This window comes from Empedobacter brevis NBRC 14943 = ATCC 43319 (assembly GCF_000382425.1).
Taxonomy (GTDB): domain Bacteria; phylum Bacteroidota; class Bacteroidia; order Flavobacteriales; family Weeksellaceae; genus Empedobacter; species Empedobacter brevis.
Map to the genome: position 1 here is coordinate 422,405 of NZ_KB908292.1, position 26,054 is coordinate 448,458.

The 26,054-nt window shown below is 30.2% G+C and carries 21 protein-coding genes and 1 riboswitch; of the genes, 9 read left to right on the forward strand and 12 right to left on the reverse strand.

Annotated elements, in window-relative coordinates; translation table 11 throughout:
* Window positions 1-40: 40 nt before the first annotated feature.
* Entirely contained in the window at window positions 41-598 is a 558-nt protein-coding gene (locus tag H277_RS18670; RefSeq protein WP_033422586.1) for a hypothetical protein, read from the reverse strand.
* 180 nt (window positions 599-778) lie between these two features.
* Between H277_RS18670 and H277_RS0105235 the strand changes: the two genes are divergently transcribed.
* The 3 genes from H277_RS0105235 (at window position 779) to H277_RS0105245 (ending at window position 5,259) form a co-directional block, all read left to right on the forward strand.
* Window positions 779-1,213 (forward strand): helix-turn-helix domain-containing protein, encoded by a 435-nt coding sequence (locus H277_RS0105235; RefSeq protein ID WP_019974534.1) that lies wholly within the window; start codon window positions 779-781, stop codon window positions 1,211-1,213.
* Window positions 1,214-1,391: 178 nt separating this feature from the next.
* On the forward strand, window positions 1,392-3,431 hold the full coding sequence (locus tag H277_RS0105240) for an ATP-dependent nuclease (protein ID WP_019974535.1): 2,040 nt from the start codon (window positions 1,392-1,394) through the stop codon (window positions 3,429-3,431).
* Between the two features lies 1 nt (window position 3,432).
* Window positions 3,433-5,259 carry an ATP-dependent helicase gene (locus H277_RS0105245; RefSeq protein WP_019974536.1) on the forward strand — a complete coding sequence of 609 codons (1,827 nt, stop codon included), beginning with the start codon at window positions 3,433-3,435 and terminating at the stop codon, window positions 5,257-5,259.
* Window positions 5,260-5,354: 95 nt separating this feature from the next.
* Here the strand turns inward: H277_RS0105245 and H277_RS0105250 are convergent, their stop codons facing one another.
* The 10 genes from H277_RS0105250 to H277_RS0105305 all read right to left on the reverse strand — a co-directional run bounded on the left by H277_RS0105250 (window position 5,355) and on the right by H277_RS0105305 (window position 21,129).
* The gene (locus H277_RS0105250; protein ID WP_019974537.1) at window positions 5,355-6,377 is read right to left on the reverse strand and encodes a hypothetical protein; all 1,023 of its coding nucleotides are present in this window, start codon (window positions 6,375-6,377) and stop codon (window positions 5,355-5,357) included.
* Window positions 6,374-9,211, reverse strand: coding sequence for a hypothetical protein (locus H277_RS0105255; protein ID WP_019974538.1), 2,838 nt, complete (start codon window positions 9,209-9,211; stop codon window positions 6,374-6,376). The genes H277_RS0105250 and H277_RS0105255 overlap by 4 nt, the downstream gene beginning before the upstream one ends.
* 33 nt (window positions 9,212-9,244) lie before the next feature.
* On the reverse strand, window positions 9,245-12,199 hold the full coding sequence (locus H277_RS0105260; protein ID WP_019974539.1) for a type I restriction enzyme HsdR N-terminal domain-containing protein: 2,955 nt from the start codon (window positions 12,197-12,199) through the stop codon (window positions 9,245-9,247).
* 332 nt (window positions 12,200-12,531) lie between these two features.
* Window positions 12,532-13,776, reverse strand: coding sequence for a site-specific integrase (locus tag H277_RS0105265; RefSeq protein ID WP_019974540.1), 1,245 nt, complete (start codon window positions 13,774-13,776; stop codon window positions 12,532-12,534).
* A 283-nt stretch (window positions 13,777-14,059) separates the two neighbouring features.
* Window positions 14,060-14,815, reverse strand: a complete 756-nt coding sequence (locus H277_RS0105270) for an SDR family oxidoreductase (RefSeq protein ID WP_019974541.1) — start codon at window positions 14,813-14,815, stop codon at window positions 14,060-14,062.
* A gap of 566 nt (window positions 14,816-15,381) precedes the next feature.
* Entirely contained in the window at window positions 15,382-15,819 is a 438-nt protein-coding gene (locus H277_RS0105285) for a hypothetical protein (protein WP_019974544.1), read from the reverse strand.
* Window positions 15,820-15,828: 9 nt separating this feature from the next.
* On the reverse strand, window positions 15,829-17,019 hold the full coding sequence (locus H277_RS0105290; protein WP_019974545.1) for an MFS transporter: 1,191 nt from the start codon (window positions 17,017-17,019) through the stop codon (window positions 15,829-15,831).
* Window positions 17,020-17,523: 504 nt separating this feature from the next.
* Window positions 17,524-18,318 (reverse strand): alpha/beta fold hydrolase, encoded by a 795-nt coding sequence (locus H277_RS19660; RefSeq protein WP_019974546.1) that lies wholly within the window; start codon window positions 18,316-18,318, stop codon window positions 17,524-17,526.
* A 472-nt stretch (window positions 18,319-18,790) separates the two neighbouring features.
* A complete protein-coding gene (locus H277_RS0105300) occupies window positions 18,791-19,822 on the reverse strand; it encodes a T9SS type A sorting domain-containing protein (protein WP_019974547.1) in 1,032 nt (343 codons plus the stop codon).
* Between the two features lie 275 nt (window positions 19,823-20,097).
* A complete protein-coding gene (locus tag H277_RS0105305; protein WP_019974548.1) occupies window positions 20,098-21,129 on the reverse strand; it encodes a T9SS type A sorting domain-containing protein in 1,032 nt (343 codons plus the stop codon).
* A gap of 111 nt (window positions 21,130-21,240) precedes the next feature.
* A riboswitch (SAM-I-IV-variant riboswitch) is annotated at window positions 21,241-21,337 on the forward strand.
* A gap of 47 nt (window positions 21,338-21,384) precedes the next feature.
* On the opposite strand from H277_RS0105305, the gene H277_RS0105310 reads away from it, so the two are divergent.
* From H277_RS0105310 to H277_RS0105330, 5 genes are all read left to right on the forward strand, one after another.
* A complete protein-coding gene (locus H277_RS0105310; protein ID WP_019974549.1) occupies window positions 21,385-21,990 on the forward strand; it encodes a hypothetical protein in 606 nt (201 codons plus the stop codon).
* A gap of 50 nt (window positions 21,991-22,040) precedes the next feature.
* Complete coding sequence (locus H277_RS0105315; protein WP_019974550.1) at window positions 22,041-22,463, forward strand: PaaI family thioesterase; 423 nt, start codon at window positions 22,041-22,043, stop codon at window positions 22,461-22,463.
* Entirely contained in the window at window positions 22,460-22,990 is a 531-nt protein-coding gene (locus tag H277_RS0105320) for a DUF4269 domain-containing protein (protein ID WP_019974551.1), read from the forward strand. The genes H277_RS0105315 and H277_RS0105320 overlap by 4 nt, the downstream gene beginning before the upstream one ends.
* A 90-nt stretch (window positions 22,991-23,080) precedes the next feature.
* Entirely contained in the window at window positions 23,081-23,767 is a 687-nt protein-coding gene (locus tag H277_RS18680; protein ID WP_019974552.1) for a VOC family protein, read from the forward strand.
* 82 nt (window positions 23,768-23,849) lie between these two features.
* A complete protein-coding gene (locus H277_RS0105330; protein ID WP_019974553.1) occupies window positions 23,850-24,764 on the forward strand; it encodes an AEC family transporter in 915 nt (304 codons plus the stop codon).
* 1 nt (window position 24,765) lies between these two features.
* Here the strand turns inward: H277_RS0105330 and H277_RS0105335 are convergent, their stop codons facing one another.
* Window positions 24,766-25,512 (reverse strand): dienelactone hydrolase family protein, encoded by a 747-nt coding sequence (locus H277_RS0105335; protein WP_026357423.1) that lies wholly within the window; start codon window positions 25,510-25,512, stop codon window positions 24,766-24,768.
* Window positions 25,513-25,592: 80 nt separating this feature from the next.
* On the opposite strand from H277_RS0105335, the gene H277_RS0105340 reads away from it, so the two are divergent.
* A complete protein-coding gene (locus H277_RS0105340) occupies window positions 25,593-26,003 on the forward strand; it encodes a putative signal transducing protein (protein WP_019974555.1) in 411 nt (136 codons plus the stop codon).
* The last annotated feature ends 51 nt before the right edge of the window (window positions 26,004-26,054 follow it).

Sequence of the window (26,054 nt, forward strand, 5' to 3'; positions counted from 1 at the left end):
AAAAAGGACTGAGGGATATCCTATTCCGGAAAGGGATATATTATTCGGGATCGTCTATCTTTTTATTTTTGATCTTTTCGATTCCACGCTCTCGCATCAACTGTGCTGCATCAAGCATTTTGACCATATGGATATACGGTGTTATTAAATCTATGTCAACAAACTCTTCTACGAAAGGAGATGCTGACAGATGCAGGATCTCGCAAAGAAAGAAATCAAATTCGGCAATGGTCTTTTCAGTAAATGCTCTTTGGAAAACAAGGAAAGGATTAAGATATTCGTCCTGTAATAAAGAAGCTTGATGCAGATAAGACCAGCTTTCGGGTGTGTCTTTTATTTTCCACTTTTTGTCTTTGTGCTGTAACCGTATGCAGGCTTTCAGGAAAGAGCGAAAAGCCGTGTAAAAAACAAATAGCTGTCCCGGATAATCACTACTGTAGACCTCTTTCTTTTGGACAAACAGCATTGCGCCTGTCAAGATTTGCTTGTGTGAATCCAGATCTGCATAATCAAAAAATGAATCGATCAATGCAAAAGGATTTTCAATCTCTTCTGCTGACCAGAAAAAAGATTCCAAGGATATTTTAGACTTTTTCATAGGAATAGGTTTTAAAATGTGAGAACTAAGATCTGTTGTTGCCACAGAGTAATCTATTCTTTTAGTGAATAAAATATACGTTGGAGGGGATATTTTACAGGATAATTTTTTAACTTTACAATTCAGACGAATTAATAGAAATGGCTTTATCTTTAAGCCTTTAAAATTTTGATAACCGCTATGGAACAGAAAATACATCAAGGGAGAAATGTGAAACGCTTTAGAGAAATGCTTGGAATTAAGCAGGAAGCTTTGGCATTTGACTTAGGAGAGGAATGGAATCAAAAGAAAATTTCTATGTTGGAGCAGAAAGATGTGATCGAGGATGATTTATTGAAAGCAATATCAAATGCTCTTAAAATTCCTGTAGAGGCTTTTCAGAATTTTGATGACGAGCAAGCAGTTAATATTATTGCAAATACAGTTACAACTGTAAACGATAATGCAACTGGACAATTATTTCAAATAAATCCTACAATTAATACTTCCGAAAAGTGGATTGAAGCCTTAGAAGAAATCAGAACACTTAATAATGAAAAAACTGCATTATATGAAAGAATGCTAAAGGAAAAGGACGAAATGCTGGATAGGCTTACTAAACTGATTGGCAAATAAATATAAGTAATTCGGGATAATTACTTTTTCATAGGAAAGGCTCAACTTTTAGTTGAGCCTTTTTCTTGCTTAAAATGTTATGAATTTTTAATTGAATTATTATCATTCAATATTTTTCGTTAATTTTAGAAATTACCATTAAAAAACTAGTATCAAAAAACCATCGAAGACTTAGACTATGAAAATTTCAAAACTCAGCATTACTAATTTTAGACTTTTAGATGATATCGAAATCAATATTGAAGACGATATAACATTAATTGTTGGTAAGAACAATTCAGGTAAGACCTCTCTATTTGAGATCATAAATTTATTTTTTAATGATAAAAATCGAATTTCATTTCACGATTTCTCCCTAAATAGCCACGAAGCTTTTAATGATTGTTATATAAAATACAGCGAAGAATTATTGGAAATCGTTGATGATGAACAAAAAGAAGAAATCGAAAAAAAATTAATAGAAGAAATTCCAAGAATAACTTTAGGTGTTCAAATAGAATATGATAAGATAAAAGATTCGTTGATTAATCTTAGTGAGTTTATATCTGATTTAGATGAGAATCGATCCGATGCAACATTATTCTTCAAATACGAGCCTAAAGATACTATTGGTATTTTTAAATCATTCGATAGTCGTCCAAAAAAAGAAGTTCAACTAATTGAGTGGCTAAATGAAAACATTTCGAGTCATTACGCAATACGTGTATTCGGTGGAGAAAATTTGATTGATGACAATATTTTTAGTAAGATACAGTCTATCATCAATTTCGAAACAATTCAAGCTTCAAGAAAGTTGGATGATATGAAAATGGACAACAATAGGTCTTTAGCTTTAGGTTTTTCTGATTATTATAAGACAGTGAGCTCTGATAACAATAATGATGTTGAAGAATTAAAAATTACTTTAGCCGGCACCTCCAAAGATCTTGATAAGAGATATGCGAAAGTTTTAGATACGATTCTAACTAAACTTAGTTCATTTGGTGTTGACAAAGATATCAATATTCCAGAGATTATATTAAAATCAAAATTTGATCCTGAGACCATAATAAAGAATAATATTAAATATTTTTATAAAAGTGGTAGTATAGAATTGCCGGAAAATTACAATGGATTAGGTTACAGCAATTTAATATATTTAGTATTGAAGATTGTATCATTTATTGAGGATTTTAAAAAGAAGAAGGCAAACAATATTACTCAAATTTTAACGATTTTAATAGAAGAACCAGAGGCTCATCTTCATCCACAAATGCAGCAAGTTTTTATTGAACAGATTCGAGAAACTATAGCACATACATTATCTCACGATAAAATTCAAGTTCAGGTTATGATAAGTACGCACTCATCTCATATGGTTGCTGAAGCTGGGCTAAATATCAATCGAAGTTTTGAAAGAATACGTTACTTCAGTAAATATCTAAATGAAGGAAAATCAATTGTTGAAGTTAAGGATTTTAATGAATTCAAGCACAAAGAAACTGTTCCAGATACTTTTAGATTCTTAAAACAATATTTGAACTTAAATAAATGCGATTTGTTTTTTGCTGATAAAGTAATTATGGTTGAAGGAATTACCGAAAAACTTTTAATGCCACTATTTATAAAAAAGATTGTTCCACAGTTGGAAAATGAATATGTATCAATAATTGAAGTAGGTGGTGCCTACACACATAAATTCCAAGAATTTTTTAAGTTTTTAAATACCAAAGTTCTAATTGTTACTGATATAGATTCCGTTGATCCTGCAAATAGCAGAAAAGCTTGTAAAGTTGATACTCCCAATTCTGTAACTTCAAATTCTACATTAAAATCTTGGATACCTAATAAAGAAAGTATTAAGGATTTATTAGAAGCAACGGTAGAAGCAAAAATGGATTCCGATATTATCAGAGTGGCTTATCAAATTAGCGAGGATAGTCATAACTACACATCTCGAAGTCTCGAAGAGTCAATTATAAATTGTAATAAAGATTTCTTTTCTCAAACAAAAGATGAGAAAACAGTGAAGGAATTTTTCTCGCTTCTTGTAGGAAAAAATTTAGAAAGTGAGCCTTACGATTTAGCTCCAACTTCAAAGAAAAAAACAGAATTTTCTTTCGATTTAATGACTTTTGAAGAATCCGAAACTTTAAAATGGAATGTGCCAAAATATGTGAAAGAAGGATTAGAATGGCTGGCTAAGAATGATCATTTAAAAACTGAAATTACAGAATAATATGGGAGCAATTGAAGAAATAGTATCTTGTATAGATTCTAAACAAAGTTATGTCTTAGAAGCCGGTGCAGGCTCCGGAAAAACATATTCACTTATTCAAACATTACGATATGTAATAGAGAAACGAGGTGCTGAATTAGAATTAAACGGACAGAAAATAATTTGCATTACCTATACCAATGTTGCTAAGAATGAAATTATAAAACGTATTGAATATAATGATTTAGTAAATGTATATACAATTCACGAATTTTTATGGCAATCAATAAAGCAATTTCAAAAACAATTGAAAGTTGAACTTTGCAAATTAAATGAAGTAAGATTGGCAAGTGACAAATCTAATAGCAAAGATTCTAAGTACTTAGAGAATTTATCTGCTCGTGTTGAAAATATCGATAATGTGATTTATGACGATTCATCTTTTAGAGATTTTGAGAAAGGCGAACTTCATCACGATGATGTAATTGATTTAGCGAAAATGATATTTGAGAACTACAATTTGATTACCTCAATTACTGCCCAAAAATATCCATATATATTTATAGATGAATATCAAGATACATCGGAAGAAACAATTAAATTACTAATTGACGATTTGTTAATTCCTAATAGTAGTAGAATTGTTCTTGGCTTTTATGGAGATTCACATCAAAAGATCTATGATAACGGTATAGGTGATTTAGAAGAATATTATGAGAGAGAACTACCAATTTTACAATTAATTAAAAAAGAAGAAAATTATCGCTCTTCAAAATCAGTTGTTCATCTGTTAAATAATTTCAGAACTAATATACAGCAAGTCTCAAAAAAAGAAATTGATGGAACTGTAAGATTTTTATATTGGGCTAATCATCCGGAAAAACCCAAAAAAGGTATAACAGAATTTAATAATGGTTTAAAAGCGATCAAAAATAAATATTATGATGATGCTATAATAAAATTAAAATTAGAAAATTGGAATTTCGAATCGAATAGCAAGGATAAAATTTTAGTTTTAGCTAATAGCAGAATAGCTGATAGAGGTGGGTTTTCAAATTTATATAGTATTTTTTCAAAGAGAAGTAGCTTAGCAGTAAAAGAAAATTTATTAGATCGAAATCATATTTTAATAAAATTATTCTGCGGATATGTTGATAAAAAATCATCACAAGAAAGAAAAGTAGGTTTAGAACATCTTTTAAATTATTGGACAGAAGGAAATCAGAACGAAGTGATTCGATTCATTAAAAAAAATGGGCTATTTCTTAATGAATTTAAACACAACAAAAAGAAAGAAGTTTCTGATTTCCTGAATGATTTGGCAATTAATAGAGATAAGAAAACAGTAAAAGATATATTAGACAGCTTACTAGAAAAAGAAATAATTTTTTCCAAAAATTACAATGATTTTGTAATTAGAACTAATCAAGAATTGGAAGGTTTGGATGAAGAAAAAACTAATAGAATTGAAAAAGATAAAACCTTATTTAACTCATTTTTAGCATTACCGTACAAAGAGATACTCAACTTTTGGAAGCATATTCAAAATCAGACCGTTTTTTCTACTAAGCACGGTACAAAAGGCGATGAATATAGAAATGTTTTAACTGTAATTGATGATACTGAATGGGTAGCAAAATATAATTTTAATAACTTCTTTAGTGATGTGGATCAAAATGAAGATAGAAAAACATTAACTCGAAATCTTTTTTATGTGGAATGTTCTAGAGCGAAAGAAAATCTAGTCGTTTTAATGCTGTCAAAATTGACAGATGAATCGCTTGCAGTTATTCAAAATTGGTTTGGAGAAGAAAATGTGAATGATATTGAACAGTATTTAGAAAATTAAAATATAAAGTCGTTCGCTAGTTAAAATAATTTATTTTAACTAGCGAACTAAATATTCTCTGCGGTATTAGGCTTCTTATATGATATTACTATTGATTATGAAAGATCAATCATCATATGATTCATTTCTAAATTTGTACTATGTATGGTCTTTGCAATTTTAATGTTTCTTACATTTTCAAACTCATTTGTTATATCTCTAAAACCAATGTTTAAATCAAGTTTGAAGTTTGATGGATAATGAATCGCCAACACGTCTGACTGGTAATCACGCCATTTTTCATCAAATTCATTAGAATTACCTAAAAAATAAATCACAACATAGTATCTATTTATTGTAGAAATGTAAATTGGACACTTTAAAATATGAGTTTCTGTATATTTTTTATCTCTTAAGATAAAAGCTTCAATTAAAGCAATATTTTCACCACCACCAGACTGAACAACTAAGTCTGCATTACCAGCATCAGCACCACCAGTAGAAGTCCCCATTCTAGGTTGGTCTTGGATTGCCCATCCCCAAAAAGGAAAACGAAATCGGAGAATTGCCTCCAAAAAATCATTGTATCTATTTTCGTGCGTAATTTGTTTTATTGCTTCTCGTTTTTCAATAATTATTTTCAATGACTGCACAAGTTCATTTAGAATAAATGTACTCAAATCTCTTTTATCATTTATAATTTCAGGTGTAATACTTGGAATTTTTGAAGGTGTAAGGTTTCTAATTCTTTCAAGACTGATTTTATATTTCTGTAAAAGTTGAACTGATTCAGCGTTGTCAAGGATTTTTTTGATATTTAAAGGTATAGTATTGACACTATTGTTTAGCAAATAATCTTTTGCATTTTGTATATATTCAAATGCCAATTCTTGTAAATCTCGTTCAACATAATATTTATAAATAGTTGGGATTATTTCAACGTCATACAAGAAACTTTTTGAAAGCACATTTATTGTTTGGTCAAATCTTTTCGCATCATTAATTGCTGCCAAAAAATATAATTGATTGATTGCTATTGATTCATTTAATTCTGATAAACCTTTCTTTTCTTCGTCACTAAGACTACTGACAAAGCTCTCCCAATTCTGATTTGCTTGGTTCAATAATTCTATATTCATTCTATTTCAATGGCTTTTAAAGTTTCTGCGCGGTATAGATGAAAAGCATATCTAATATTTTTTGTATCCTCTGACAGAAGTGACCTGAATAATTTAATTGCCTCATCATAGCTTTTGTCATTATATAATTTGAATAATGCAATATAAAACTGCTTCATCTTTTGCATTTTTTTGTCAGCTTCGGAATGCATATACTGCTTTTTAGGAATTTCAATACCATTCAGCTTTCTATAATCTTTCTCTTTGAAGGCCAGTAATAAATTTACTTGGAAAAGAAGATTTTCTCTATTTTCATCGTGGTGCTTAATTTTTTCGAAATGTTCTTGAATTCTATCTATAAGAGGTTTTGCTAACTCCCAATGGCTTTCAGAATTTACAGATTCAATCAAAGCATATTGAAGTTCTGTTGTTGTAAACACTTCGTCAATAAAAGCTTCAATTTTAACTTCTGAAATTCGCTGCGATATAATATCCCGTTGCCCTTTTGAATCCAAAATATTAATTGCTGTTAGCATTCTTCCGATATCATTGCTTGTCGTAAAAAACGTCTTTACGAATTCGTTTGGATTTTTATCGTTAAAATAATTAATGCATTTATAAAGTAATGCTGTCAAATGTTGATTATAAATATTATAACCAAAATCACTAAACATCTCATTAAATATGTCAATTCTCTTATTAGACAAATCATCAAGAGAATAGAGCAAAGAGAAATCTTTTATCCATTTTTCAAGTTGAACCAATGTCTTATTGACAGGCAACCCATCAATCTCATATAAATTTTTGTTTTGATTAATTGATATGAAACTAATCATCAAAGATTTTAAGTATAGTTTGATTTTTTCAAATTGTTCTTGATTTTGTTTTTCGTATTTATCTCCATCGGCATTAAAATTCAAGTATAAAACAAAATTATTATGGAAAGCTTCTAAAATATTATTTTTCTCAAAAAGCAGAAATAAGTATCCCCAATCCATTATTTCAAAACCAAATTCATTTATACCTCTTTCAGCTTTTTGTTTCTCTATCCCTTTGTTGTACGTCTGGACTTCAATATCGATTTGTGAATAAAATTCTGATAAATATTTTTCTAAAGTATAAACTAATTCTTTTGTACTTTCTACAAGTTTTTGTTGCTCACTCTTTGAAATTTCATCCTCTGAAAATCGAATATTACCCAATCGTAATATTTCTACTGATAAATCCAAAAGAGGAGATTTTAATTTTAAAAATTGATTATACTGCGCAAAAACCTTGGTTATATTATTTCTAATATGATCGATAATACTTGGCAATAATGCAATAATTATTCTTGGATTAATAAATGGTTTTGGGTATATATTTATATCTTTTATCCTTTTAATGCTTAATTTTTTTAATGCTTCATCATAGCGTTTTCTAAAAGCATTGTGGCTAATAATATTGTTTGAATTATTATTGTATCTAAAAACTTCTTCTGTTAAATCAAATAAAATTCTCGAAATTACTTCTCCTTTATTTTCATTGTCAGAAGTAGTGGAACAAAATTCATCTAATGTAAAGTCGAATACTTCAAGCCATAAATTATTCATTAATTCATATCGCTCTTCATCTTTTCTCTCCCTATTTGATTGTTCACTTAAAAAATTATCATCGATTCCCATCTTATCAATCATTTTAAATGCGATTGGGATTAACTCAGAATCGGTTAAAAGATAAGGAATGACAAAAGGAAATTCACTAGGAATCTCATGATATAAAGACCATACTAAAAATGGTTTAGAAGTATCTTTTAAAATCTCTAATCCATTTTTATAAGGTCGAGAATCTTTAGATTCATTATGAACAATAATTCTAAGAAGTGAATAGCAAAAGCTTCGTGTTTTCTGATAATCAAAGAATTCATGATAGTACCTTTTGTGAAAATTTACACTCTCAATAAAATCCCAAGATGTTTTATAATTGAATTTAACATTTGGAATTTGAGCTTTAATATCAATGTGTTGATAACGATTCGCATCAAGCCATATTTTTCTAAATTCATCATCAGATTTTAACAAATCATTTTCTGAACTTAAATATTCTACTGCAAGTTCACTAACTTTTGTTGTGTTTTCTTGAGCAAGAAATCCATCTAAATTTCCAACGCATATTTGAGTTCCCCAGATAATCTTAAAATATTTTTCAAATTGTTTTATTGTAGCATTTTCTCCACCAATCAACAACCAAAGTGTCGAAGCAATTTCATTTTTCAAGTATCTTGAGTAATCATTTTGTCCTTTCCAATAGAATACATTGCCCTCTATATTGTAGTCAATTATGTTTTTTTCCTTAAGAAAATTTATAGTTATTTGTTTTGGAGCATACTTTTTTAAAATGTCATTTAATTCGATTCCAGTAATACTTGGTTGCTCATTTTCGAAACAATTTTGAAAATAAATCTGTAAACATCGAACAAAATGCATTTTATCGGATGGAATTTCTATAGGCTTATTTTCTTCTTCGTAATAACCAACTTGCCAAATGAAATTTCGGACTAATTCGGGCACAATCACATCTCCGTTAACTGTTCTAATCCAATGTATTTTATAAAAATCACCAAATGTTAAAGTGGTACCTTGAGTTTTATTATACTCTTCAATTATGGATTCAAATACAGATTTGCTTCTATCAATAAATTTTAATTTAATAAGTATATGAGAAATAATTAAAGAAAGATTAAATAGGAGATTTTCAGATTTTATATTTTGGTCAATATGAGCCGAATAAGCATTTTTATTACGTGCCAAATATTTAAGCCGTTCGCTTAATGATTTAAGTTTTTCTTTTGCGGCGTATGAATAAAAGAATTGCATAATTATTATTTATTTCTAAAATTATTCTGAAAATTAATCTTTATTTTCTTTAAAAAGTTTTTCCATATCACTTCTAAGTAATTTGTATATCCAATTTCTAATAACACAAAAATCATCAACTTTAGGTGTTTTTATTCCATAAATCGTTTGAACCCGATCCCGATCGTATTCGTAATGGATAATACTATTAAGTGAAAAATGTCTTAAAATTTTAACACCATCTTCTTCAAAAGCTTTCTCCGATGACTTATTATTATAATAAATTTTTACATTTTCACCATTAGAAGGGCGGTATCCGAATAACCCCCATTTGAGAACATCAGAGTCTTTCATATAGAAAAAGTATTCGTGTGGGCAATTTGTATAGAATGATAATTCACTTTTTAAAGTTGGAAAATTATCTTCTACAAAAGCTCTATAACAGGATTCTAAATGTTTAAAAAAACTTTCTATGTATAATTTTGCTTGACTCGAAGTATATTGAGAAATTCTTACTTGATTTAAATTCTGTCTTCTATCTTGTTCGTGAAATTGTTTAACTTCAGCAACTGATTTATTTGGATATGGTAAATGATAATTTTTAATTTCTTTATATCCTCTTTCTAATAGAATGTTTACGATTTTAAATAACTCTTCGTAAATTGCAGCATCTCCTCCAAAATGAAGTTCAGGTATCTCTAAATTCGTACTTATTGCTTCTTCAACTTTTTCATCAAGCGTAGGTGAAGAAAAACCTTTTCTGTGGGTAAAGTGATAAGATACTCTAAACCTGTAAACTCTATCTCGTAAATCCGTTAAATCAATTGGATAAATTACTTCGAATCTTGGGAGATAGTAATCATTTACCTTTAAGTCATAACCTAATTTTTTATGATAATAGTAAAGTATCAAGGATATTTGTTCGAAAAGTAAAACATCAGAATTATATGTGGTAAGTCTTCCTTTTTGAATAATATCTTTTAGCTGTTTAAATAGATTTTGTTTGATAATCTTATTTTGGTCGGGAACCAAAAGCGATGTATTAGTTCCGTAAACAGAATTAACTCCCATCTTTAAAAAATCACATCTATCCAAATCTGAAAAAGGGTCTTTTAAATCTTTTAATTGAACTTTTTTTGCATTGGGTTCTAAATGAAACAAAGCATAACCGTCTTTATTTATAAGGTCGTTTGGAAGTATAATTCCAATTTCACCATCCGTTCTTGGGTCAAATAATTTTTTAAAATTTTTAAAATTTTCATCTAAATACAAATTATAATCTGTTACATATTGGAGAGCTTTATCCTTTTTAAACCTCGCAAGAGTAAACATATGTGAATGACTTGCATTTTCAACATAAAAATCAATAGCACTCTGACCAATATAATTTTGATAAAATTTCTCAAGTATATTATAGAATTCAGTATCACTTAGTTTGTCTAAATTGTAACTATGGAAACATATTATGTAATCTCGAATTTTGGAATAGTAAAATGATATATTATAAGAATCTTCTTTGTTAGATTTAATAAGGATATTTCTTGTAAATAAATCTTCAGGCAGATTCTCTTTAATTGAAAAATTTAATTTTCTAAGCAAATTATCCACATCCAATCCCTCATCTTTAAAAGCTTCTAATGATGTATAATCATAATTCAGTAATATTTTTCCGATTTCTGATAAAATTCTAATTCCCTTTTCTGCACCTAAACTTAGTTCCGTTTTTTCAAGTGATTGTCTGATGTATATTTTTATTAACTCTTTATCATTAATTTTATCTGGTATCTGTTTATGGCTATAAACTTCACTAAATATTCTCAAGAAGAATCCATTTCTTAATTCTTTTAATAATTCCTTTGAAATATTGCCTTGAAAGCCAAAAACACTTTTATATACTGGAATAATATTTTCCATTTCTTCATCAGTAAAATCTTCTAATAAGAATCCCATATTACCAGAAGGCTTATTAGTTATCTCTGGAAATTTATTCAGTTCTTCATATAAATGTGATGGAGTTCCATTTATTTTTAAAATACTATCCCAAATATTCGATTTACAGCTAATACATAACTTTACGTTACTTAAATTCCTACAAGCAAGAGCAATCTCACTCAATTCGAGTGAAATATTTGGATTAATACTTTCATCTATCGCATCAATAAATAGTAGAACTTGTTTATTTACAAATCTTCCTAATTCATCAAGTTTCTTTAAAACTAAATCACTATCACTTTTACTGGAAAAAACACCATTCAAATCTTGCGCAATATGTTCTAATGGTGATCTATTAATTATTGAAGCATTGTAAAAAAAAACAAATTTATCTTCTAAGTTTTGGAGAGCTAATGAACAAATTACATTTGTTTTTCCAACACCAGCAGAACCTACCACACTGAAAATTTTTGCATCAGAATTGAGAAAACGATTAAATGCAAAAAGTAAATCTTGTCTTTGACAATAAAGATCTTTGACAAATTTAGAAGTGGGAGTGTTGATAGCTCCTATAATTGGTCCCATTCTATCTTGAACCTGGTTTTCACAAAATAACATTAAATTTTCAGTAGAGAATGAAACAAATTTTTTAAGTGCTTCATACCTTATTCTTAACTCTTCATCCGTAGAAAGAGTATATCCATTTCTCCAAAAAGATGATTGCTCAGAAATTTTTTGACCCGTTAATTCAATTCTTGATACTGAATCAAAAATTCTCGTTGTATGTCCATTAGTGATTATTGTAAATGGAGCAATATCGTCTAGTAGAGACCTCGCATATGAAATTCCTTGGTCTATATCATTTTGAGTTATGGAAATTGAATCATTTTTTAATTCGATAATGAATAAATTTCTTCCATTTCCTTTACATAAAATGTCTGACCTACCTTTAATAGTGTGTTGTGATTTTCCGAGTCTTATAGTAAATGAATATTCTAATTTGATTTCAGAAACATTGAAGCCTAAATCATTTAAAAATGGTAAAAGCAATTTCCCTCTAACTTCTTCTTCGTTCATTAATAATAGTTATATAAGATTTCATTTTTTCACAAAATGCTCAAAATCAAATATACAAATATGCCTTATTAGGAAAAATACTTTTAGTTGAGAATTTATAAAAAGTAACTTACTAAATAAAAACAGAAGATAAAGCTAATTCGCCTGCTCTATCAGCAATTATATTTATCAAGACATAGCGCTTTTTGCAAATACCACATTAAAGGTCTTGCACAAGGTGCAACCTCGAAAAGCTTATCAATAAAAGGACGAGAAAAAGTTACAAAAATCCTCATGTAAATGTTATAATTATAAATATTTTAGAATTTCGTTTAGTTCAATTCTAATTAGATTTAAGAAATAAAATAACTTTCCATCCCTTTAAAATTTTCGGCTACCTTCTCCATATCTTTTCCTACTTTCTCGTTTAATATTTTTGCATAGATTTGTGTAGTTGCGATATTTTTATGTCCCATCATTTTGCTCAGACTTTCAAGCGGAACACCTTCACTGAGAAATAAGGTAGCAAAAGTATGGCGTGCCAAATGGAATGTTACTTTTTTGTTTTCAAGACAGGCAATCAATTGGGATATTTTATTAAGGCTCTCATTGCAGTTATTATTGGCAGGTACGGGGAATACGAGTCCATTTTTGGAAAAACCTTCATACTTATGGATAATCATTTTTGGAATATCTAAAAGCATCACATTGGATGAGGTCGATGTTTTTCTCCTGCGAATGATAATCCATTCCTTGCCATCAAAAAACTCTTGAATATTGCTTTTTTTCAATCCTTTTATATCAGAATAAGAAAGCCCAGTAAAACAGCTGAAAACAAAAAGGTCTTTTACCAATTCATCTTTCTTTTTAATACACTCAAAAATAACAAGTTGTTCCAATTCACTTCGTAGCAGATATCCACGATCTCTATCTTTCTTAGTATTCTTATATTCACTGAATGGATTGCTGGAAAGATGTCTCCTGCTTAGTGCCAGTCGGCACAAAGTTGTTAGCCCAATCATATAAACCCAGATTGTATTGTGTTCCAGACTTTGGTCATTACGAAGATAGTAATCGAATTCCTGAATAAATTCACAATTAATTGTTTTGAAAGGAATATCAGAAGTTTTATATTTCGAAAGAGCAAAACTTCTGAGGTGAATCAAAAGACTCTTGTATTTTCCTAGAGTACCGTATGCTCTAAGTCCACTATCTACTTTTTTCTCAAAGTCCAGTAAAAATTTATCGTAGAATTTAAAAAATGTCAGCTCTCCACTGTCCATACCAAGAAAAACATCTTTCAGCTTATTGCTGTTCACACTTCCATCACTATCCATAATTTTTGAGTGGCACCTTTCAATACCCAAACGTATGCTGTCAAGTCTAGTGTTGAGACTCTGTGCCTCTTTGCTTTTGCCTGAAACCCTTCCGTATTTCAAGTCCCACGCAGAAGCAGAAATATCTAGTTTTGCACTGAATGTGGATTGCTTGCCGTTGACAGTTATCCTGCACATAATTGGCACCAGTCCGTTTTTTTTTGGTGCATTCTTTTTAAGGTAGAATAATACCTTGAACGTTGATCTTTTTTTAGTTTCCATAACTGAAGATTTCTTAATATTAAAATTAAAAATTATTGAGCTTGGAAACAACATGAAACACAATGCAATAAACTGAAAAACAGCAATTTAAAAATTATTTAGAGATTTTATAAAGTAACGATTTGGTAACCTAACTTTTGTAATCTCGTGCATTTTATTGCTTTCTATTGCAATACCAAAAAGTGTAAAACAGTCACAAATCCTTTATTTGCAAATGTTTTACCTGTTTTTTATCTTTGATGTTTTTTATCTAAAACTTTATTTTATACTTGATTATTTATTTTTATCTTGTTGTATAACCTCCATTTGCAAATATCGTTTGCCCTGTAATCCACCAACCATCAGTTACTAAAAATTCAACCAAAGGAGCAATATCTTTTATATCTGTTAATCCTCCAAGCGCAGAAGCAGATGTATGATAAGCTACAGCTTCCGGTTCCTCTTGTCCATAAAAAAATGGTGTATCCATTGGTCCTGGTGCAACTCCTGTAACAGAAATTCCCCGATTCCCGAATTCTTTAGAAGCCATTCTCGTAAAATGCTCCACAGGCGCTTTTGAACCAGCATAAGTAGAATACAATCCTGTATAAGCTGCTAAAAGTGATGTTACAATCGTGCATATTTTTCCATTGTCATTAAGATGTTTTCCTGCTTCTTGAATAAAGAAATAGGCCACTTTCGAATTAATATCAAACATAGTATCATATTCTTCTTCAGTTGTCTCAAGGTATGTTTTTTTCAAAACCATTCCTACTGTATTAATCGCAATATCAACTTTTCCAAATCTATTTTTTGTTTCTTCAAAAAGCTTTTTAATATTTTCTACTTTTGTTAAATCTGCCTGAAATAGAAATGCCTGTCCGTCTGAATTTATTATTTCTGTCAATGTCTTTTCAGCCTCAACTTTTGTCTGATCGCTATTATAGTGAATTGCGACTTTAGCTCCTTTTGCAGCAAAATCTCGGCTTAATAAACCTCCTAAATTTTTTGCACCACCAGCTATTAATACGACTTTTCCGTCTAAATTGTTTCTTTTCATTTTATTTTGTTTTCAATACTTTACGATTCATAAGATTTAATGAAAACAAAAATAGTCATGACAAAAAAATATAATATGGTGAACTTTTCGGATTTTTTAAGTGCTAAATTCAGAAGTAGTCTTATTACTGCATTTTTTATTTTATGTATATTTGAATATGTTGACGACGAAAGACAAAATAAAACTCATTTATCAACCTTGGTTAATTAGCTCATTCATTTTTACGATTGGTTTCACCTTCTGTTTCACTTTTCTAAAAAGTATATTTCTTGACCATATTGATTTATTTAGTATAGACTTTATCTTTCCTATAATATTCGGATTCATTTTTGTATTTGTCTATTTATATAAATTTCCTTTTAGCAGTCTTATCATAGAGAATAAATTTAATTTTACTCGTTCGATACTTTTCTATACCATAACACCTTTATATATGCTTCAACATGTCATCTCAAAATATTTATTGAAAGAGCAATATATTCAACCTTTGATTTTATTTGTAGTTTTAGAAGTTTTTATTCTCCTTGTATTCTTGAGTACGCTTAAATTTGTCAAAGTAAAACACACTACTCAACTTTAAAAATCTGAAACGTCTTTTTATTCATTTCGAATGAGTCACTCTCTGTTTTACCCATTATTTTTTTAGCCAAAGGCGTTTGTGAAGAAAGGATAAAAATCTTTTTGTTTTCAAACATAATTTCACCAAAGCTGCAAGCAATACAAAAATTCCCCATCGAAGTTTCAATATAACTGCCCAAACCAATCGTCTTATTTTCGAGAATTTTTATTTTTAAAAAAAATTCTTGCTGAACCAGTATTTCATTCAATTGATTTTGAATTCTTGTAATTTCTTGCTGCATCATTTCGCGAGACGTTTCGTACTTATCGCCCATACTGCTTTTTGTATCGCTATTGGAAGCTCGTAAATCCTCAATCAAATGATTCAAATAATTTATTTTATCTTCTATTTGATTTTCAATAAACTGATATAATTCTGTTTTCATACTCTTTCGTTAAACTGTTTGTGGTCTATTCTTAAATTTAAGCATATAGAATGTTCCCAAAAGACAAATAAATGCTGAGATATAAATGACCATTGGAATACGATCGATATAATCTTGAAAATACCAACCCGCACATAAAGCACCAAGCCCTATTCCGGCTTCCATTGCAATATACATCGTCGCCATTGCTTTTCCTCTTTCGTCTGCTTTACTAAAATCAATCGTCCAGGCATTGAGTGCCGGGGAAAGAATTCCGGTTGAAATTCCATACATCAAACCACCTAAAATTAATCCTATTTTCGAATCAATTGAAGCTAATATAACCAAAGCTGAAATCAACAGCACCAACCCTATTTTTATAACCAAAACACGCCCTCTTTGATCTGAAATTTTTCCCGCAAAAAACCGAACCATCATCGATGCAATAGTAAAAACAATAAAGAAAACACCTTTGTTCTTAAACCCTAAGTGCTCTGTCCAATCTGGTATTAATGTCAAAATTGAACCGTAGGCCATATAAGAAAGAAACGTAATCAATGCTGCCGGTAATGCTTCTTTTGCTAATACATCGTGCCTTGATATTTTCAATAATCCAAACGAGAATTTCTGCTTATTCTGCAAGGTTTCTTTCATATTGAACAAGATCAATATTGATAACAACGCAAAAAATGAAGAGGTAAAAAACATGACATTAATCGACGAATACAATGTAATTGTACTTCCCAATGCCGGACCGATTGCCATTCCGATACTGAAACAAATTCCGTGCAAACCCAATGCTTCGCCCCAACGTTCGCGCGGAATAATATCAGCAATGTAAGCTGCTGTAGCCGTTGGTTTAAAACCTGTCGAAAAACCATGTACCAATCGTAAAAACAAAAATCCAGAAACGGTTGTCAAAACAGGATATAAAATTCCACAGACAAAACAGACGATAGAACCGACCGCCATAATGGGAACACGCCCGATTTTGTCCGTTAATTTTCCGCTAAAAGGTCTCGAAATTCCGGCTGTTAACGTAAACAATGCAATGATAAACCCTTTGTATTCCGCTCCTCCCATACGACTTAAATAAGCGGGCAATTCCGGAATCATCATGTTGAAACTCGCTGAAAATAAAAGCGAACTGAAACACATTAAAATAAATTGGAGGTTGTAAACGGGATCGGAGCTTAATTTCTTTTTAATGGCAGAAAACATATACGGATTTTTTGCAAAGGTAATTTATCTGAGCGTAAACAAACTACCCAATTATAAAAGTTAAAAAGAAAACAATTGTTTATTTTCACAACAATAGTTATGATATTATTTCTTTTTTAGAGTTAAGAACAAAATAATTAATTAGAGTAAAACAGAATAATAGTAAAACGATTTTTTGATATCAAAACTGAATACTACAAATTATCAGGGTTAAGAGGAATACAAAATTTGTCATTTAAGCACTCAAAGTGAAACGTATGAATAGCTATACTTATACAAAAATGGAAAGAAGATTATTAAAATCTCACAATTCTATCATAAAAACTATTTTGAAATCAAGAATCAAATTCAAACTATGATAAACTACCTTGGGTACGAAAAATTATCTTCTATAGATGAGCTTTACTGAGATATTCAAATAACAAAAAACTATATATAAGTGTATTTTTAAAATAAACCTACAGGACAAATTTAAAAAAGCTCCCGAGAGAGGGAGCTTTCTATTTATGCGACATTATTGATGAATTCTTTTTCGAGAATGCCGTCTACTATTTTTTCAACTTCATCGATGTTGGCTTTCAATAATTCGTTGTCTTCTATTTGTTCTATTTCGTGAAACTGCACATGCTTGTTAAACTCTTGCAATTTTGCATAATATCTTTTCAATTCCGCTTTATTAAAAACGTTTCCGTTCTTCACATAAATCACATGTATTTTTGATTTTATGTATTGCGAAACTTCCAAAATATCACCTCTGTTTCTTGAAATATCAATCGAATAAAAAATTGATTTTAAATACTCACTTTTTGCCGTTGGTTCTTTCACCAACCAATCTGTTGTTTTCGGACTCGCTGCTATCGGAATAATGTTCAACACTTTATTCGGGAACAAGCACGCCATTTCCCATGCTAATCCTCCTCCTAAATCTGCACCAATCACTGCAAAAACCTCTTGTACTTCCAATTCAAATAACGTCAACCAAAACAACACCGCCACATCACGCGCTGTGATATGATCGCGCGGAATGTAATCATATTTTATGGTTTCAGAAACGCCATTTCCAGGAATATCAATACTGATTACCGTATATTCATTCAAATCAATTGCTTTGTTTTTTCCCATGACACCATCCCAATGATAGGTACAATCAGAATCCCCGTGTAAGGAGTGATTAATCAAAATGACTGGAGCAGTTCCTAAAGGAAGTCCAAAAATTTGAAATGTTACCGAAACATTATTTAAAATTGTATTGTCCTCTAAAGGCCAAACCGGAATAGTTAATTGTTGTAAACTTTGCATTGTTTTTAATTTTATATTGGTAATTGTTGTTTTCGTTTATTCAAAAAAAATCCCCATCGAAGCTCGACAGGGAAATTTAAAATATATTAAAAAATAAAATCTCTTTTTAGTATACATAATCTTCCCACGTCCGGATATTCCAAACCTGTTTGCGAATCGACATATATATGCATGTAAACTTCATTTTTTAATTACTTTGTTTCTCAAATTTATAAAATATTTTTCTCTAAACAATTAATTAATTCTTAATTTTTTGTAAAATTTTCTGCGTTATTTTTCACATTACAAATCGTAAAAAATAAGAGGAGTATTAAACAAAGTAATAAAACCTTTTGTCATCGAAATACATTTATTTATAAAATCAGAAGCTTTTAAGAATTAAAAAAAAATCAGATTAAAGTAAACTTTAATCTGATTTCAGGTATTTTTTAAAAATGAAAGTCCATTTTCTAGTTAAAAAAATGACTTGTTTTTACTTCTTTATAAATTTAGTTTGAGTTTGCTTTCCGTTTGAATCAAGTGCCAAGAAATAGACTCCCGATGTCAATTTTGCTGCCTGAATTTTTCCATTGGTTAATTCTCCTGAAAGGACAAGCTGTCCTGTTGTGTTATACACTTTATACGTTGTTTTTGCAGAAGCATTTGCAACATGAATTTCATTTATGACAGGATTAGGGTAAACTTTAATCGTGGATTTTACCGTATTTTCATCTATTCCTAAATTTCCTTTTGAAGAGTTCATACTGACATTATCTATTTTCACCACCGGAAATTCTGTTGCTAAGCCTTCTTCTTCGTGCTTGTAGTTCTGAACCAGAAAAGCAGAAGGCGTTGTCGCAATTAAATCATAATCTCCCGTCTCTTTTATACTGACTTCTGCATTATATTGCGGAATACTAAAATGAATTGTCTTAGTTGTTTTGTCATATTCTACTTTAAGACGTATCCATTCGTTGTCGTTGATGTATAGTGACTCCCGATTAGCATCTCCAGCCCCCTTTTTATTTCCCAAAGCAACAACGTATTCACTAAAGCCTGCAAATCCATTTAAATAAAAAAGTCCTTTTACTTCTTTTGTTTTCGTATTATAAGTAAAACCTCCTAAATTTCTTGCTACTATTCCAACCATCGCATTTGAATTAGAAGAAGAACTTGGTTTAAAATCCAACTCAAAACGCAGAATGTTTTCTGTAGCATCCCAAAAATCAATATACTTGCGTAAATCTACAGGAAGATAACCATTGGAAGGTGTCGCCCGGTTTACAAGTATTTTCCCTCTTCCTTCTTCTTCCTGAAACTGAAAGTTACTCACATCGTAATTAGCTTCAATTTGATCAAGAATCATTAAATAATTTCCTTGTCCGTGCCATTCGGAATACCCTTCATACTCTTGTTTTGAATTTAAGACATTTCCGACTTCATAACTATCAAAGTTATCTTCGAAAATAGTTTGCGCACTTAGTAAAGAGGTCATGCAAACGGCAATTAGTGAAAGTTTTCTCATGTTAATTTTAATTGTGTTTTAACAAATGTAGCAATATCATAGAAAACTAAACTAAATTTTAATAATATTTTTGAAAAATTTTCTATAATAAATCAATTTATAAGATATTTATTCATAATTCAACTCATAAAAGCAATTCGAGTATTAAACAAAGTAAGAAAACCTTTTGTCATCGAAATACATTTATTTATAAAATCAGAGGCTTTTAAGAATTAAAAAAATCAGATTAAAGTAAACTTTAATCTGATTTTAGGTATTTTTTTAAATAACTTGTTTTACTTCTTTATAAATTTAGTTTGAGTTTGCTTTCCGTTTGAGTCAAATACCAAGAAATAAACTCCCGATGTTAATTTTGCTGCCTGAATTTTTCCATTGGTTAATTCTCCTGAAAGAACAAGCTGGCCTGTTGTGTTATACACTTTATACGTTGTTTTTGCAGAAGCATTTGCAACGTGAATTTCATTTATGACAGGATTAGGGTAAACTTTAATTGTGGATTTTACCGTATTTTCATCTGTTCCTAAACTTCCTGAAGATGAATTCATGCTTACATTATCTATTTTCACCAAAGGAAACTCTGTACTTGTTCCTTCGTTTTCATATTTATAATTTTGAACCAAGAAAGCAGAAGGCGTTATTGCAATCAAATCATAATCTCCTGTTTGAGAAATACTGACTTCTGCATTATATTGTGGTATACTAAAACGGATTGTTTGAGCTGTTTTGTCATATTCTACCTTAACACGTACCCATTCGTTATCATTGACATACAGTGGTTCTCTATTTTGTCCTTCTCCATTTTTATTTCCCAAAGCAACCACGTATTCCCCAAAACCTGCAAATGGAGTGTTCAAATAAAAGAGTCCTTTCATTTCTTTCGTTTTCGTATTATAAGTAAAACCTCCTAAATTTCTTGCTACTATTCCAACCATCGCATTTGAATTAGCAGAAGAACTTGGTTTAAAATCTAATTCAAAACGCAGAATGTTTTCTGTAGCATCCCAAAACTCAATATATTTTCTTAAGTCAATTGGAAAAGTATTCTTGGAAGGTGTTGCCCGGTTAACAAGTACTTTCCCTCTTCCTTCTTCTTCTTGAAATTGGAAATTACTTATTTCATAATCTGCTTCATCAGCATTAAGAAGCATTAAATAGTCGCCTTGTCCATACCATTCGCTATACCCTTGATAATCCTGTTTTGAATGTAAGACGTTTCCGACTTCATAACTATCAAAGTTATCTTCGAAAATAGTTTGTGCACTTAGTAGAGAGGTCATGCAAACGGCAATTAGTGAAATTTTTTTCATATTATTTTAATTTGTGTTTTAATAAAGATAATAAATTCTCAAAAAATAGAGCTATTATGATTCAATAAAGTTTTTTCAAAATTTTTTAGTTTCAATTTTTTGTGTAGATTTACATTGTATTTCGAATCGTAAAAAAGCGATACCAACCGAGAGAAGTCTCCACGGTGGTAAAACAATACGGGAATCCATCCCAAAAAAACGAAAAATCCCCTATTATCGAAATACAATAATGTTTTATTATTAAATATTTATTGTATGTCTCAAAACATTTCTGAGTTAAATTTGGCTCCAATTTCTAATGAAAAACTGGTTGAATTTATTAACCAACAATTACCAATTACTGTCCCTGCTTTAAAAGAACACATTATGGAAGAATTTAAGAAAAGAGCATTGGATTATCGCCATCTTTATAATTCCAAAACAGATGAATTAACGATTAAACTTCCTTTGAGTTTGATTGACGGTTGTTTATTCGAACGAAATATTCCAAAACCTCCATTGGTTGGGAATTTTTATGCAATCGTTCACCGCCTTCGAAACTTTTTGCAGCATTCTAAAGAATTGAATGGAAAAAGACTGAAAACATTTCATTATATCTACGATCAACTTTATTTACCTTACGGTTTGGTGGATATTATTTCGGAAGATGAAATAAAAAATCTGACTGAAAATGATGTTTTCATCACCTTCAAAAATTCTAAGCAGCATTTTCCTAATCATAAAATCCTTCAAAAGATATCAAAAGACCATTTATTGCTAACGGTAGACAAAGGAAATTTTTACCGAGGATTGAACAAAGTAACACTTTCTCTTGATCATAAAATAATCCGAGAAGAAAGCTTAAATAACATAACCGCTTAATCGTAAAATGCTTTTAACAAATTTCTATATTTGTTAAAAGCATTTTTTACATGACACCCGAAAAAAAAGAACTTATCGTCGCTAGTTTTAATCGCTCCGAAACTTTAAAATTTTATAACGCATCGCTTGTCGAATGTAAAACAGATTTTATCTCGATCAAAATTCCGAAACAACAAATGATGACACGCAAACATGGCATGTTCAATGGTGCTATGATTGCTTCTTTGGTTGATGTTTCTTCTGGATATGCTGCCGTTTCTCACTATGATGACGATTGTTATGTTGTGACTGTCGAGTTAAAAGTAAACTATTTACGTCCGGCTTTGGGCGACTATTTATTATCAAAAGCTTATGTTATAAAAGGTGGAAAAAAAATCAGTACAATACGAACAGAAATTTTTACAGTAGACGAAAAAACATCAAAAGAAACACATGTCGCCACTTCTTTGGTAACCATGATGAGAATAAAATGATTCCAGATTTTCTAAATATAATTTATCTGAAGACCGGAAATGATGTTCAGCGAAAAGTATATCATCTGTTGAATAAACATCAACTTCTAGAAATATTAGCTGTTTACAATCCTGTTTTTGTTGGCACAATTCCTATTGAAATAAACATCGACAATAGCGATATCGATATTATTTGCGAAACAAACGATTTTGTGAAAGCTAAGATGTATTTAACCGAACACTTTTCTCATTATCCGACATTTGAAATCAAATCATTAAATATCAATCATGAAGATTGTTTGACTTGTAATTTTATAATCGACTCTTTCGAAGTGGAAATTTATTTAGAAAATAAAAATTCGTTACAACAGAATGCCTATCGTCATCTGTTAATTGAAGCTGCCTTATTGGAAAAGTTTGGAGAATCTTTCAGAAATGAAATTATTCGATTGAAGAAAAATGGTTACAAAACTGAACCTGCTTTTGCAAAACTTTTAGGTTTAAAAGGAAATCCCTATGAAGCATTATTAAATTACAAAATCGTGTAATGGTTTTTATTATTGAATGATTAGTTTAATCAATCATTATACTTCTCTTCTTATATAAGGTTGAATTATTTTTATGTAAAAATACATCTTATGAGAATACGAGAATTACACTTATTTACAAATGATTTAGAAAAAACGAAATCATTTTATAAAACTATTTTTTCTTTTGATATAATAGATGAAAAGGACGATCAGTTTAGTGTGCAAATAGGCTGGACGAAATTATTGTTCATAAAATCAACTCAAAATTCCATTTATCATTTTAGTTTTCTTGTTCCAAAAAATCAATTTGAACGTGCTTTTAATTGGATGAAAGACAAGGTTGAAATCTTATATACCGAACCTAAACATCAATTTGCGACATTTGAAAACTGGAATGCAAAATCGTTCTATTTTTATGACGGAGCAGGAAATCTGGCTGAAATCATTGCGCATTACAACTTAGATTATGAAGCGAATGCTGAATTTAATCACACTTCAATTTTAGGCATTTCTGAAATCGGCTTACCCACTACATCCATCAAAACAATCAATGAAATCTTAGAAGAAAAAACAACTTCTAAATTTTGGAAAGGTGATAAAGAGATATTTGGAACAAATGGTTCGGATGAAGGAAAAATTTTATTACCCAATTATTTCATTAAAAAAACGTGGTTTCCTACCGATTTAATGATTCATCCAACACCATTTACCACTATTATTGAGAATGATCATCTTTACTCAAAAATCATTTTTGATAATAATAAATTAAATATATCTAATCTCGCCATTTTATAAGAAATAAGCATGGAATAAAAAGTGATATCTTAAGGGTAGAAAAAAAACGGGTTGTAAATTTGCGCTCTAAATCGTCACCAAAATGGTAAATTTTATTTTAATCGCAGTCTGCATAATTGCCGGAATGGTATTTAAAGCAACAAAATCTATCCATCCCGATGCGCACAAAGGAATTAACACGTGGATTTTATATTTAGCTTTACCGGCAGTCTCGTTCAAATATTTACCAAAGGTAGAATGGTCTCAAGAGATGCTTTTCCCTATTTTTTCTACCGTCATAATTGCTGTAGGGAGTTTGTTTTTCATGCAATTTTACAGCAAAGCAAAAGGGTATTCAGAAAGATCTCGGCGTTCATTAGAATTAGCAAGTGGATACAGCAACACCTCATTTATTGGTTTTCCTCTGATTTCTGCTTTCTATGGTGAAAAATACCTTAGTATTGCCATCATTTGTGATCAAACGATGTTTTTATGTTTATCTACGATCGGAATTATCTCGGCTTTAAAAGGCGGGAGCAACGGATCGGGTACTATAAGTTCTAAATTTATTTTAAAAAGATTATTCACGTTTCCTCCTTTTTTGGGATGTATAAGTGCTTTAATCTTATCTCAATTCATTGATTTATCTCCGGCAGAACCATTCTTCGATAAATTAGCTGCTACCGTTGGTCCTTTGGCTTTATTTTCTGTTGGATTACAATTAAAATTCAATGGGTGGCGAAAACTATGGTCTCAAATCTCAATGTCAATGGTTTACAAATTAATGATTGCCCCTGCTGTTGTTATGCTTTTAGCATTGGTTGTTGGTATTAAGGGAGATGTTGCCAGAATCTCTATTTTCGAAGCTGCAATGCCTACTTTAGTTACATCGAGCATTATCGCAGAACAATTCAAACTCAATACAAAACTGACCAATTTAATTATTGGAATTAGTATTATTGTTGGATTTTTCACTTCTGCTTTTTGGTACGAAATGATTAAAATTTTTATTTCATAAATTAATTTAAAATTTCTTTCAAAAACAACAATGTATGTTGCCAAGCTCTATCTGCCATTGTTTTGTTGTAATCCGGGGATTCAGGATTTGTAAACGTATGTTTGGAATTTGCATAGGTAATCATTTGCCAATCCGTATTTCCTTCTTTCATTTCAATGATTAAATTTGAAATATCTTCAGGTTTTACAGATTCATCTTCCGACGGATGTTCTATTAAAACTTTTGTTTTTAAAGGGTTATTCTTTCGTGCAGCATCTTTTGCTAATCCACCATGAATAGACACAACACCTACAACAGATAATTGTGCTCGTGCCGCTTCTAAAGCTCCGGTCCCTCCAAAACAATATCCTATAACAGCTATTCTATTCGGATCAGCTCCGGCTTTTATTAATTCTTTCAGTGCCAAGTCAATTCGTTTTTGATACGCCGTGTGATCAGCTTTATATTTTCCTGCAATTTTGGCTGCTTCTGAATTATCTTTCGGGTTATTGCCTTCTCCATATATATCTGCTATAAATGCCACATACCCTTCTTTTGATAAATCGATTGCGGCTTGTTTTGCTTCATTATCTGCACCTTTCCAAGCAGGAAGAATTAACACTCCAGGTAGAGATTTAGTTGTTTGATCAGTAACCAATCCGTTCAACTTCTGAGCACCGTCTTTATAGACAATTTGTTTTAAACTTTGTGCATTTAGGTTTGACATCATTAATACAATTAAAACGAAACATTTGATTATACTCTTCATTTTCTAAAAATTTTAGACAATTAAGTTAAAAAGAACTAATTTTATAACTGATATATCTTCGAAGATTTAACATATTCATCATGGAACTTATTACTTTAAAAGTATTTGACAGCGCTATAGAAGCCCATATTCTACGAACAAAATTAGAAAGTGAACAAATTGATGCTTTTGTTTTTGATGAACATTCTGTCGGAATGAATCCTCTTTATGGACAAGCCCTTGGAGGAGTTAAAGTAAAAATAAAGAAAGAAGATTCTATACGAGCAAATGAAGTTTTAGAAGAAATTGATCAACTTGATTACACAAACGATTTGGATGAGATCATTGCTTGTCCTAAGTGCGGAAGTAAAGAATATTATAGTAATTATAAATCAATGAAAGGTACAAAAGGCTTACTTTCTATCTTAGCCTCTGTATTTTTTTGGGTATACCCTATTTATTACAAAACAGTTTTTAAGTGTAAAAAATGTGACGAAGAATTTAACGTTTAAAAACATAAAAAAAGAGCAACAATTTCTCGTCGCTCTTCTTGAACAAAAATA